Below are 12,929 nucleotides of genomic sequence, written 5' to 3'. Positions count from 1 at the left end.
CTTCACCGCAGATCGTGCTTGGGCTGCTTTGGACATTGCCAATATGAATGGTGTGACGACTAGTTTGCATTGGACGAATCAGCCTCATAAATGATATTTATAAGCATAACTAACAAGATCCATCGCTTACCGTTATATGTCTGAACCTCTTTATGCTTCCCTAGATGCCCACACCAAAATAATACTGGCATGGGCACCTTCTCCGCTGTTATCGAGCAAGATGGTAAGGCACATACAGAGCTAAGTCAGGCCAAAACCATAGCAATACCGCGGTGACAATCATAATGACGGCAAAAGGTAACGCTCCTTTGGAAACATCCTGCAGCGATGCTTTCGCCACCCCTTGAATGATAAACAGATTCATCCCTACTGGTGGTGTAATCAAGGCTGTCTCAATCAAGATCACAAAGAAAATACCAAACCAAATCGGGTCTATTCCCATATTCAGTACCGCTGGCAATAACACAGGGACCATGATTAGCAACATGGATAGACTTTCTAAAAAGAAGCCAATCAAAAACAAAACTAAGCCAACCGCAAGAATGAACAGACCTGGCGTTGATATATGTTGCGTCAATAGCATGCTGATAGTTTGCGGCAACATGTACAACGTAATCGCATAAGAGAATACTTTGGCACCCGCTACGATTAACATCACCATCACAGTTGTCTTTAACGTATGCTCAACACTCTCTTTAAGTAGTGCCCAGTTCATCCGTCCCATGGCAAACGTCATTAACAGCGCCAAGACAAAGCCAAGTCCAGCACTTTCTGATGGCGTTGCAATACCTGCATAAATAGAACCAATAATACATACTGCTAATAGTACAGTAGGCAATGCTTTTAATGAGGCCTGTAGGCGTTCCGGCCAATCAACCTTCGGCATAGCTTGGTACTGGCTAGAAAAGCGAGCAAACAATACACCGTAAATAATAAAGGCGACCGCCAAGAATAATCCCGGTGCAACGCCCGCTAAGAATAACGTTTTGATAGATGATTCAGAGACGATGCCATATATAATTAACGGAATAGAAGGCGGGATTAAGATCCCCAAAGTGCCGCCCGCCGCCAACATGCCAAAGACAAACCGACGATCGTAGCCACGCTGAATCATCTCCGGAATGGCTATCGTACCAATGGTCGCTGCCGTAGCAACAGATGAGCCAGAAATCGCGGAGAAAAGCGTACAAGATAAAATCGTCGCAACACCCAACCCTCCGGGAAAATGCCCGACCCAAGACTGAACACCTGCAAATAAATCTTTGCCAACTCCGCCTCGCAATAGCACATTCGACATCAGCAGAAACATAGGTACCGCAAGCAACTCAAAGCTATCCATTGCGCCATGAAGACGCGTTGGAACCCCAACCATGGGCAGGCCTTTCAGCGCCAATAAAATAATCCCTAGACCACCCAGAGCAAAAGCAACAGGCGTGCGTAGGACCAATAGAGCCAACAATGCCACTAGAATAAATAATGCTTCCATTAGTGTGTGGCTCCTGATACTTCTTCGTCATTGGGAACAGCAGTCCAGACGCGAATTAACTCAGCGATTCCTTGTAGCACCAGTAAACCGGAGCCCAACCAGACAGGTGCATGAGTAAACCATTTTGGCAATGCTAAGTAAGTATCCGTCGTATGGCCTGCTAAAGTAGACTTCATCCAAAGCTCAAAACCATAGAAGCAAGAAACAACCGCAAAGATAAACATAAACACCAAGGCAAAGCTGTCGCTAAGTTTGCGCCCAAGAGTCCCCGGCGTACGGAATACCAACTCAATCACCACCATTTCTTTATGCTTTAACGCAAACGCAGCCGCTAAATACACAGACCATACCATCAGCACACGGCTGACCTCATCCACCCAAATAGTGGGCGCATTAAACACATAACGCATGACCACTTCATAGGTTATGAAACATCCCACCGCGAATAGACTCCAAGCACATAACTTGCCCGTCCACTCAGATACGGTGTCAATACAGCGCAACAACATGTGTTACTCCTAACAAGAATAATGATATCTATTGAACTGAGCGGATTGCGGAGACCGCTGCCGCACCAGTTTCACCTGTTTCTTCTACAAAACGGTCCACAACAGACTGTGTCGCTTGCTGCCAAGATTGGCGCTGCTCAGGCGTCAGGGTGACAACATTCATGTATTGCTTCATTTCTTCGACTGTTTGCGCTTCTTCTGCGTAAACCTGATCACGTAGTTGCTGCTCTACTGTTCGAGCCGCTTCCTGAATGATCGCCTGCTCTTCGTCAGAAAGGCTCTCGTAGACGTCATTATTGATCACAGCGAGGAACTCAATCGCGCTATCAAATGTCAACGTCATATTATCCATCACCTCGTATAGCTTACGAGATTTCACTGCAGACGCGCCGGTCATACCCACGTCAACAGCACCCTGTTGATAAGCAAGAAACTGCTTAGAACCAGACAGCAACGTCGGCGCGCCATTCAATGCCTCGATAGTCCAACCATGAACCTTGCCGTAGGTACGTACTTTTTTGCCCTCAATATCGCCAGGCTCAGTAATCGCATCGCCATTACTCAAGTACACATTACGACCAAATGCCTGCCACCAAAGTACACGAGCACCGGTTTCTTCTAATATTTTACTGTCAATCGCTTTACGTAAATCAGAGCCCGGAGCAACGGCGGCACGAATATTATCTTCATCGTTAAAAATAAACGGAACAGCGACCACATCAACCGCAGGAACAGATCCTGCAAAACGCCCAATAAAGGTCGTGCCTGCATCAATAGCACCAGAACCTACCGCTTCAGGAACTTCTTTGTCTTTAAATAGTTGCGCTGATGGGAACAGTTGCACACTTAGCTCACCATCAGATTTTTCTTCAATAAGGTTGCCAAAATCGATCCAGTTTTTACTAACGGGATGAGTGGCGGGCAACTGAGATGTTACACGGATGGTTGTATCGGCTAGCGCATTGGCTGCAAACCCTGCAATTGACAAGGTTAAAATGGAACTGCTAATTAGTTTATTCATAAGTGCCTCATTATTATTTAAATACCCCATCGCACGGCCCACTCCGCGCATTGATTAAGAGCGTCTTGCTACACTAACTGTTGTGTTAGTTATGCTGGAGGGGGTTATTAACTCAATCAATCTAAAAATGCAAAAAAACGCATTAAAAAGGCCTTTGATATTCTTATTGCATGCACAATCATCCAATCCCCCTACATGGAGCAAAGCACTACAAGGTATACCGTCAACAAGCACATACTATTTTTAAGACTACTGACTCGGCTTGGAATGGGGCTAAATTCAAAATAAGATCAACATTAATTAGCAAAGATTCTGATTATGCTGCTCACCGTAAAAACAACTTTCCATGCGGATAATTGAGAGGAATTGGGGCACGCTGGATATTGCCGTGTCACCACGCGTTTGCATTGCACGGATCAGCCTTATAAACAGCACTGAACACGTTGCACACTCTGTTGGTAAAGCACGCATTTTAGTCATCGAAAAAGAAGGCAGTGTGTGATGTGAAAATCGCCTTATCTATATTCCAAAATAGTTTATTTAAAGACATTGTAATAACTAAATCTTTTAAGTAACCTCACTCTTAATGAAATATTAAGCTTCCCAGATGAGGTCACTATGAAATCTAAGCCACGCTTTTTAAAATCTATTATTGGTACATTATTGTTGAGCGGCGCCGTTCAAGCGTCGGCTGCAGATCAAACTATCCTTAACACGTCTTACGATATTGCACGTGAATTGTTTGCCACTTACAACCCAACCTTTGAAAAACATTGGCTAGAAAAAACCGGCAAAACGATCGAGATCAAACAGTCTCATGCGGGTTCTTCAAAACAAGCCAACGCCATTATGAATGGCTTGTCTGCCGATGTGGTTACTTTTAACCAAGTCACTGATGTTCAAGTGTTGCATGACAAAGGCAAAATGATCCCAGCAGATTGGAAAAACGAATTTCCAAATGCCAGCTCGCCTTATTATTCAACAATTGCCTTCCTAGTTCGTAAAGGTAATCCCAAGAACATTAAAAGCTGGGGCGATCTAGCAGGTAATGATGTGGCATTGGTGTTTCCAAACCCTAAAACATCGGGCAACGGTCGTTACACTTTCTTAGCGGCTTACGGTTACGCACAAAAAACGTTTGGCAAAGACAACGAAGCAAAAATTGATGATTTCTTAGGTACTTTCCTGAAAAACGTCTCTGTATTTGATACTGGCGGCCGTGGTGCAACAACGACGTTCGTTGAACGTGGCATCGGTGATGTATTGATTACGTTCGAATCTGAAGTAAACAACATTCGTAACCAATATGGCGCAGACAAATACGAAGTGGTTGTACCTAAAACCTCTATCTTGGCAGAATTCCCTGTCGCTGTTGTAGAGAAAAACGCGAAGAAAAATGGTACAGAAGACGTGTCTCGTGAATACCTAAGCTACTTGTACAGCGAAGAATCTCAGCGTCTATTGGCGGGTTTTAACTATCGTGTACACAACGATGTTGTTAAAGCTGAGTTTGCAGACAAGTTTCCAGAGGTTAGCTTACTAACCGTTGAAAACATTGCTGGCGGTTGGCCACAAGCCACTAAAGAATTATTCTCAAATGGTGGTAAACTAGACCAACTACAGCGTCGCTAATATCAGAATAGATAATGTCTAGCCGGATACGCTTGCGTGTTCGGCTTTTCTGTTTCTGACTTGTACGTTTTATTGTTGAAACTTTCTTACTAAGACCATAATAGGCAACCACATGGCAACACATCTAAGCGCGGCTGACACCAGACCTCGCCATAAGCGAGTCTTGCCCGGACTCAGTTTAAGCTTGGGCACGTCCCTGCTATTTATCAGTTTGATCCTTTTGCTTCCTATGACAGGTTTGGTTATGCAATCCGTCGACATGGGTTGGGACAGATATTGGCAAGTCATCAGCGATGAACGCGTGGTCGCCAGTTACAAAGTAACCTTGTGGGCAGCGTTGATTGCCTCTGTTTTCAATGGCTTTTTTGGCCTTCTACTCGCTTGGGTATTGGTGCGCTACGACTTTCCTGGACGCCGTATTCTAGACGCCTTGGTGGATTTGCCTTTTGCCTTGCCAACAGCCGTTGCCGGTATCACCTTAGCGACCTTGTACGCTCAAAACGGTTGGTACGGTGAAATACTCGAAAGCCTAGGTCTAAAAGTCGCTTATACGCCTTGGGGGATTGTCCTCGCTATGGCGTTTACCAGCATTCCCTTTGTGGTTAGAACGGTTCAGCCCGTCTTGGAAGAACTTTCTCCAGAAGAGGAAGAAGCCGGAATGACACTGGGCGCGTCTGATTGGTCCGTATTTCGTCGGGTTATTTTCCCCGCCTTATGGCCTGCTTTGATGACGGGCATTGCCTTGTCATTTACGCGTAGTCTAGGTGAATTTGGCGCGGTAATCTTTATCGCGGGCAACATGCCATACGTTAGCGAAATTACGTCTTTGATGATCTTCGTTAGCTTACAAGAGTTCGATTTCCCTGCCGCCAGCGCCATTGCCTCGGTTGTGCTGATGGCGTCACTGGTTCTCTTGTTCGCCATTAACATTTGGCAGGCGCGTTATTTACGTCGCCTTCACGGACGCAGTTAGGAACAGAATATTATGTCATCTTCTAAATCTTCATCTGGGCAACACCAGCTGCGAGTCGGCGATAGCCCTCTGGTAAAAGGTTTGCTTATTGGCATCACCTTATTGTTGACGGCAATCTTGCTGGTTGTTCCGCTCATTGCCATTTTCCAGCAAGCCTTTGTGGAAGGCGCTGCGCACTATTTCAACAGTTTGGTGGAAGCCGATACCTTGCACGCCATTGGTTTAACCTTGGTTGTTGCGGCGTTAACCGTACCTATTAACTTGGTCTTTGGCGTGATGCTCGCATGGGCGGTAACGCGCTTTGAGTTCCCTGGTCGCAAAATTTTGATGACCTTGATGGATATTCCCTTCGCGGTTTCGCCTGTGGTAGCTGGTTTATTGTATCTATTGTTGTACGGCAACAACGGCTGGATAGGCTCTTGGCTGTATGACCAAGACATCCAATTGATGTTTGCTTGGCCTGGCATCGTCATGGTGACGGTATTTGTGACTTGTCCATTTGTGGCCCGTGAATTGATTCCCTTGATGCAACAGCAAGGCCGAGAAGACGAAGAAGCTGCGGTGATTCTGGGCGCTTCTGGCTGGCAATTGTTCCGCCGAGTGACGTTACCAAATATCAAATGGGCGCTGATTTATGGCGTTATCCTGACCAACGCTCGTGCTGTGGGCGAATTTGGTGCCGTTTCCGTGGTGTCTGGCAATATTCGCGGAGAAACCAATACCTTGCCGCTGCACGTTCAGTTGCAATATGAGGATTACCAAGCCGCTGCAGCCTTTGCCAGCGCATCGCTACTAGCGATGATTGCCCTACTTACCTTGTTGTTGAAAGCCTTTATTGAATGGCGTCAGGAACGTAGTTTAAAAATTGAAGCTGAAAAAGAAAGACAGGTGACACAATGAGTATTTTGATTGAAAACATTTCCAAACACTTTGGGCAGTTTCAAGCCTTGTCACCTTTGTCATTAGATATCAACGAAGGCGAAATGATAGGCTTGCTCGGACCTTCAGGTTCAGGCAAAACCACCTTATTGCGCATTATCGCAGGGCTTGAAGGCGCCGACACTGGCCGTATTAAATTTGGCGACCGAGACGTGACCAACTTGCATGTTCGTGATCGTCGCGTCGGCTTTGTATTCCAAAACTACGCCTTGTTCCGCCACATGACAGTGGCAGACAATGTGGCTTTTGGTCTCGAAGTCTTGCCCCGTAAAGAGCGACCAAGCCCGACTGAAATAAAAACCCGCGTAATGCATTTGTTGGAAATGGTGCAACTTGAGCACCTTGCGAACCGTTTCCCGTCTCAGCTTTCTGGCGGTCAAAAGCAACGTATTGCCTTGGCGCGTGCATTGGCGACTCAGCCAGAAGTCTTGCTGCTAGACGAACCTTTTGGCGCATTAGATGCCAAGGTTCGTAAAGAGTTACGTCGCTGGCTGCGTGGATTGCACGATGAACTAGGTTTCACCAGCGTGTTTGTCACCCATGACCAAGAAGAAGCCTTGGAGTTGTCTGATCGTGTTGTGGTGATGAGCAACGGGCACATCGAGCAAATCGACCAGCCAGGTGCGCTTTATGCCTCACCAAACAGCCGATTTGTGTTCGACTTCCTTGGTAACGCCAATGTTTTTGATGGCAAAGTAGAAAATGGCAAATGGCACAACCAGCAAGCAAATATCGTCTTACCAGAGGGCGCTGAACAAAAAGACGGTCAGTTGTACATTCGCTCCCATGAATTCTTTGTCTCAAGAGAACCAACGGCGCAAGCCAACTTGCCGCTGCGCGTGATTGCGATCAACCCGATTGGTGCTGAAGTTCGCCTAGAACTGACTCCGATTGATTGGCAAAGCAACGACGTATGGGAAATCGATCTGCCTCACAAAGCCTTTGATAAGAACTGCTTTGAAAAAGGCCAAACTTTATACGTCACACCAAAAGCAGGTTACTTTTTTGCCAATGACGCACAAAAGCCCACATTGTTAAGCTGGGAAAAATAACAACATGCGTCGCCCTAAAATATAAAGCGCTTATCCCGCTGATTGTTACCAACAACCCAATTCTAAAGTCTATACTTTAGAATTGGCGGCATTTATTTTGCTTTGAAAATCGGATATTGTGTCTACAAAAAACTATAAAGGGTAAAGAATGTTGGAAGTCAGCGAAAAGCTCAATACCTCTTTGTTTCAGAGCCATCTGAAGCGCTCGAACCTTGCTTATTCTAGCTCGACGCCCACTAAAAACGCTTCTACACCGACAAGAAGAGCGAACTTTGTTTTACTCGATCACTTCTCTATGTCGTCCTTCTCTATCGCGCTCGACACACTTGTAACGCTTAATCTAGTGCACGACCACCCGATTTACGAATGCAAAACGTACGGCTTAAAAGATAAAAAAGCACTGTCTGATATTTCTATCGAAATAGCCACCGATGGCACCATTGAAGACATAGAGCTCGCTAAAGACTCTATCTTAATTATATGCGGAGGCTTCCGTAGCTCTCTCAAGCCAGAGCCTTCTCTTAATAAGAAAATAGTCAAAGCAGCACAGGCAAACGCCACCATCATGGGGCTGTGGAACGGCAGCTTCTACATTGCCGACAGCAAAATCAAACTCGGTGATTCTATTTCTATCCACCAAGATAATAAGGCCATTATGAGAGAGCGCTTCCCAGCGCTGAACCTTTCGACCTCTTCTTTTACCGAAGACAGCGGGCTTTTCACCTGTTGTGGCCCAAACACAGCGCTGGACATGATGCTTCACTTTATAAAAAGCTCTTATGGTACAGATTGCTCCCAAGCCGTAGCGGAAGTGATAGGTTCGGATCGAACAAACAATGCTGACACCAAAAGCACTAACCGTTTTTTACGATCCGAAACGCATACGCCTGATTGCATCAAAGAAGCCATCCAACTAATGGAAAATAACATTGAAGATCCATTAAGCATTGATGAACTCACTAAGTTAGTTGGTATTTCACGTCGACAAATAGAGAGATTGTTCAAAATTAATGTCGGCGTCACACCCGCTCGATATTACATGGAATACCGCTTAACCCGCGCACGTCAGCTAATACAACAATCGAACCTCAGCATTTTTGAAATATCTGTGGCTTGTGGCTTTGTCAGCTCGGCTCATTTCAGCCGTACTTACCATCGCTTCTTTGGCCAACCACCAACAGATACGCGACGCACTTTTCAAGACACGTAAAATCAGCATCAATCAAATAAGCCTGATTGCTGTCAGCTATTCCTCAACGGCTAAGACGGTGTCGCTTTCCATCAGTCTTTTGTCGTTATAGCGAACCCAACCAAGATAGAAGCGGCCTAGAGTGGAATGATCCCCACTCTTGAAGGAATAAAGTCATATGCGCCGCTCTAGCCTTTTGTTAGTTTCCATCGCCTTGTCCCAAGCTCCATTCGCCTTAGCCGCCAAATTTGACTTCTCAAACGAGTACAATGCGACATCAATTCACGCTGAAGGTGATAAATATTTCATTGATCAAGTCACCAAACTTAGCAAAGGTGACATTGATATCACGCTTCATACCGGTGGCTCTCTCGGGTTTAAATCCACTGATAACTTTTACGCTGTAGCCGACAATGCTATCCAAATTGCTGATACATTGGCTGGTAGCATGGCCGGAATTGACCCTATCTTTTTATTGTCTTCATTGCCTTTTATCGTTGAAAACGAAGATCAAGCAGAGAAGCTTTATCAAATTGCTAAACCGTATTACCAAAAGGTCTTTGCTCAAAATGGACAAATTCTTCTTTACGCTTCTCCTTGGCCTGCCAGCGGCATTTGGTCTCAAAAGCCAGTTACAACAAAAGAAGAACTCGCTAATTTAAAAATCCGCACTTATGACAAAAATGGCACATTAACCCTACGTGAAGCAGGCGCCGAACCTATTAAGTTATCCTGGGGGGACGTTGTTCCTCAGCTGTCCACAGGTGGTATTAAAGCGGTACTTACTTCTGCTGACGCAGGTGCTAGCGGTAAGTTTTGGGAGCACCTAGATAACTACAGCGCGATTCAATACGCCATTCCTCTAAACATGGTTCATATGAACAAAGATGTGTTTGATGATTTATCCAGTGATGAACAAAGTGCCATTTTGAAAGCGGCCGCGTTAACAGACGAGCATAACTGGAAAACAGTAAGAACCCGCGTAGCAGACAACTACAAAGAACTTTCTGCAAACAAGGTAACCATCCATCAAGATCTTTCAAAAGACTTTATTGGCTGGCTTCAAGAGTCCGCTAAACCATCATTGAAAGAATGGTTAGAGGACACGGGGAAATCTGGTAGCGATATCATGGCGGATTTTGAGAAAAACAAATGATCATCCGTTCTTTGGCTATATTTTCCAGACGGCTGAACCAGCTGTCTGGTGCATTGGCAATGTTGCTTATCGCGTACCTGCTATGTCACATCTTGTTAGAAATTGTCTTACGCTTTTTCGGAACATCAACGTATGTTCTTGATGAGTTCGTTGGTTACGCAATCGCAACGATTACCTTTCTAGGGTTAGGCTACAGTTTAGAAAGAAACGGACTCATTAAGGTTAATATTTTAAGCGACCGAATCCCTGAGAAGCACCATTGGGTATTAGATACGTTTATCTCTCTCGCTTCTTTTGCCATGTTTTTTTGGGTTTCATGTTATTGGTATATCAATGTATCCCGAAGCTTTAAGCGCAATATCACTAGTGAGTCTATTGCTGAAACTCCTTTGTGGATTCCGGAAGGCATGGTGTTAGTTGGCTTAACTCTTTTGTGCTTAACCCTATTTGTCAGAATACTTGTACTCGTATCTACACGCCAAGTCCCCCGAATCGAGATAAATAAATAAGATGGAAATTGTATTATCAGCCGTTGGCGTTATCGCCCTAATTCTCTTGGTTCTCGGGCTTGGTGTTTGGGTATTTTCAGGCCTAGCAATCGTTGCCTTGCTGTCTCTCATTGTGATTGGCGATGTCAGCATGGACCGAGCTGGCGCCATACTCAGTCGTATTCTTTTTCGATCTGCCAACTCGTGGGAATTATCAGCCATCCCGCTTTTTATTTTGATGGGCGAGCTAATTTTTCGCTCTGATATTTCGGATAGATTATTTCGCGGATTAGAACCTTGGACAAAAAAAATCCCAGGCGGAATACTTCACACAAATGTGTTTGGCTGCGCACTATTTGCAGCGGTAAGTGGATCAAGTGCGGCCACCACAGCAACCGTCGGTAAAATCACCACAACAGAACTGAAAAAGCGTGGTTATGACCGAAGCTTGTCCATCGGATCTTTAGCTGGCGCGGGTAGTTTAGGGTTGTTAATTCCACCGTCTCTTGTGATGATCGTTTACGGAATCCAGTCAGAAGTTTCAATCAGTAAGCTTTTTATGGCGGGAGTTTTACCCGGTATTTTAATTGCGGCGCTTTATTCTGGCTACATAGTGATCAGAGCCTTGTTAAACCCTTCGCTATGCCCGCCTGAAAAGTCTGACACAGCGGGAAAATTAGAAAGTATATTTCTCCTGCTGCCTGTTATTTCTCTGATCGTCATTGTTATGGGAGCCATTTACTCAGGCATAGCAACTCCATCAGAAGCTGCTGCCGTTGGTGTATTTGCAACACTTGTTATTCTAATTAAAGAGCGTCAGTTGTCTTTTAAAATGATACAAGAAGCCATGATTGCTACCTTGTTGAGCTCAACCATGGTCTGCAGCATATTGGTTTCTGCTGCGCTGTTATCCACCGCTATGGGATTTCTTCACCTACCGTCTGAACTTGCCAGCTATATCGCTAGTTTGGATCTTTCTCCTAGCTTATTGCTGTTAGCGTTGGCGGTATTTTACGTCATATTAGGTTTATTCTTAGATGGCATATCCATTACCGTAATGAGCTTACCTATCACTCTGCCGATTGTTATTCTGGCAGGGTTTGACCCAATCTGGTTTGGTATCTTTCTTGTCATTTTAATAGAGCTTGGGCAAATCACCCCACCAGTTGGTTTTAACCTGTTTGTATTACAAGGGCTTACCGGAGAAAAAATAGGGCAAGTCGCAAAATCCGCTTTCCCTTTCTTTATTTTGATGTGTGTTGCAGCCTTTATTCTCTGTCTATTCCCAGAAATCGCATTATGGCTGCCTAATGCCCTATCGCAGTAAGTTCGTCAGGCTTTAAATACCTAGCCCTAACATCATAGGGCTAGGTTAGTTTCAAATCTTCATCAAGCTACGAATATGGCAAAACGCAGCGCGACCAAGCGCGTCTATGTTGTAGCCGCCCTCTAGGACAGACACAATTTTCCCACCGCAATGGCGATCTGCCACATCCACCAAAAGATCGGTAATCCACGTAAAGTCTGACTCGCTTAATCTTAGTTGCCCCATTGGGTCTTCTTTGTGAGCATCAAAGCCAGCTGAAATCATAATCAGTTGTGGTTTGAAAGCTTCAAGTGCAGGCAAGAGTTGCTCGGAGATAATGGCTTGAAAGGCGTCACTGCCAGAACCTGCTTCTAGCGGCATATGTAAAATATTATCGTGTGAAGCCCCAGGATCGCTGTAAGGATAAAACGGATGCTGGTAGCTGGATGCATAAAGCACTTTAGGGTCGGTTTTAAAAATGTCTTCCGTGCCGTTGCCGTGGTGAACATCAAAATCCACAATCGCCACACGTTCTAAACCATATTGTTCAATGGCGTAGCGAGTACCAACGGCAATGTTATTGAACAGGCAAAAGCCCATGGCTTTGTCATATTCCGCATGATGTCCCGGTGGACGAATCGCGCAAAACGCGTTGTCCATCTCGCCTGTCATGACCAGATCCACCGCTTTAATCACCGAGCCTGCGGCATACAAAGCCGCGTCCAGCGTATGGGGCATCATCAAGGTTTCAGGCTCCAGCTCCACATGACCGTCTTCTGGCGCGCGTGCGAAAATAGAATTTACGTAGGCTTCATCATGGGCAAGAAGAACCTGCTCTCGCGTTGCCGGATCGGATTCCATTCGACGCAAAAAATCCATCAACTGCCCCATGATCAGACGATTTTGAATCGCCCCAAGACGCAACGGAGACTCAGGGTGATCAGCGCCCATGTCATGCTTGTCGCAATAAGTGTGTGTGATGTAAGCCGTTGTCATTTTTATTCCAGTGTTTTTTATTTTTAAAAACTGCCGAGGTCTTTTCAGGATTTCATGAACGCAGTAAGCATGACAAGATCTCATGAATGAAAAAGACAGTCCACCCTACCATGGTCTACAATTCGCACTACAGAAGACTGTGCTACAGTTTCAATACTGTACTACCAACTCAACACACACAT

The 12,929-nt window shown here is 45.3% G+C and carries 12 protein-coding genes; 8 read left to right on the top strand and 4 right to left on the bottom strand.

The features are described from left to right. Nucleotides 1–208 precede the first annotated feature (208 nt). The 3 genes from C1X04_RS02195 to dctP are packed head-to-tail and all read right to left on the bottom strand — an operon-like array spanning nucleotide 209 to nucleotide 3,016. On the bottom strand, nucleotides 209–1,486 hold the full coding sequence (locus tag C1X04_RS02195) for a TRAP transporter large permease (protein WP_137169072.1): 1,278 nt from the start codon (nucleotides 1,484–1,486) through the stop codon (nucleotides 209–211). Further along, complete coding sequence (locus C1X04_RS02190) at nucleotides 1,486–1,995, bottom strand: TRAP transporter small permease subunit (protein ID WP_175404880.1); 510 nt, start codon at nucleotides 1,993–1,995, stop codon at nucleotides 1,486–1,488. Before C1X04_RS02190 ends, C1X04_RS02195 begins: the two co-directional genes overlap by 1 nt. Nucleotides 1,996–2,023: 28 nt before the next feature. Further along, on the bottom strand, nucleotides 2,024–3,016 hold the full coding sequence (dctP, locus tag C1X04_RS02185) for a TRAP transporter substrate-binding protein DctP (protein WP_110574992.1): 993 nt from the start codon (nucleotides 3,014–3,016) through the stop codon (nucleotides 2,024–2,026). 618 nt (nucleotides 3,017–3,634) lie between these two features. On the opposite strand from dctP, the gene cysP reads away from it, so the two are divergent. The 8 genes from cysP (at nucleotide 3,635) to C1X04_RS02145 (ending at nucleotide 11,772) form a co-directional block, all read left to right on the top strand. After that, nucleotides 3,635–4,648: a thiosulfate ABC transporter substrate-binding protein CysP gene (gene cysP, locus C1X04_RS02180; protein WP_110574990.1), complete on the top strand. Its 1,014-nt coding sequence runs from the start codon at nucleotides 3,635–3,637 to the stop codon at nucleotides 4,646–4,648. Nucleotides 4,649–4,760: 112 nt separating this feature from the next. Beyond that, nucleotides 4,761–5,621, top strand: coding sequence for a sulfate/thiosulfate ABC transporter permease CysT (gene cysT, locus C1X04_RS02175; protein ID WP_110574988.1), 861 nt, complete (start codon nucleotides 4,761–4,763; stop codon nucleotides 5,619–5,621). Between the two features lie 12 nt (nucleotides 5,622–5,633). Next, on the top strand, nucleotides 5,634–6,521 hold the full coding sequence (gene cysW / locus C1X04_RS02170; RefSeq protein WP_110574986.1) for a sulfate ABC transporter permease subunit CysW: 888 nt from the start codon (nucleotides 5,634–5,636) through the stop codon (nucleotides 6,519–6,521). Then, on the top strand, nucleotides 6,518–7,612 hold the full coding sequence (locus tag C1X04_RS02165; RefSeq protein WP_137169071.1) for a sulfate/molybdate ABC transporter ATP-binding protein: 1,095 nt from the start codon (nucleotides 6,518–6,520) through the stop codon (nucleotides 7,610–7,612). The genes cysW and C1X04_RS02165 overlap by 4 nt, the downstream gene beginning before the upstream one ends. A gap of 148 nt (nucleotides 7,613–7,760) precedes the next feature. Then, nucleotides 7,761–8,822 carry a GlxA family transcriptional regulator gene (locus C1X04_RS02160; RefSeq protein WP_137169070.1) on the top strand — a complete coding sequence of 354 codons (1,062 nt, stop codon included), beginning with the start codon at nucleotides 7,761–7,763 and terminating at the stop codon, nucleotides 8,820–8,822. A gap of 157 nt (nucleotides 8,823–8,979) precedes the next feature. Further along, nucleotides 8,980–9,957: a TRAP transporter substrate-binding protein gene (locus C1X04_RS02155; RefSeq protein WP_110574980.1), complete on the top strand. Its 978-nt coding sequence runs from the start codon at nucleotides 8,980–8,982 to the stop codon at nucleotides 9,955–9,957. Beyond that, nucleotides 9,954–10,466 carry a TRAP transporter small permease subunit gene (locus tag C1X04_RS02150; RefSeq protein ID WP_137169069.1) on the top strand — a complete coding sequence of 171 codons (513 nt, stop codon included), beginning with the start codon at nucleotides 9,954–9,956 and terminating at the stop codon, nucleotides 10,464–10,466. The genes C1X04_RS02155 and C1X04_RS02150 overlap by 4 nt, the downstream gene beginning before the upstream one ends. Nucleotide 10,467: 1 nt before the next feature. Further along, entirely contained in the window at nucleotides 10,468–11,772 is a 1,305-nt protein-coding gene (locus C1X04_RS02145; RefSeq protein WP_110574975.1) for a TRAP transporter large permease, read from the top strand. 51 nt (nucleotides 11,773–11,823) lie between these two features. Here C1X04_RS02145 and C1X04_RS02140 read toward each other — a convergent pair whose 3' ends face one another. After that, a complete protein-coding gene (locus C1X04_RS02140) occupies nucleotides 11,824–12,747 on the bottom strand; it encodes a histone deacetylase family protein (protein WP_137169068.1) in 924 nt (307 codons plus the stop codon). Nucleotides 12,748–12,929: the final 182 nt, after the last annotated feature.

The organism is Marinomonas sp. FW-1 (assembly GCF_005222245.1).
GTDB lineage: Bacteria > Pseudomonadota > Gammaproteobacteria > Pseudomonadales > Marinomonadaceae > Marinomonas > Marinomonas alcarazii.
This window is presented reverse-complemented; position numbering and strand designations above follow the sequence as displayed.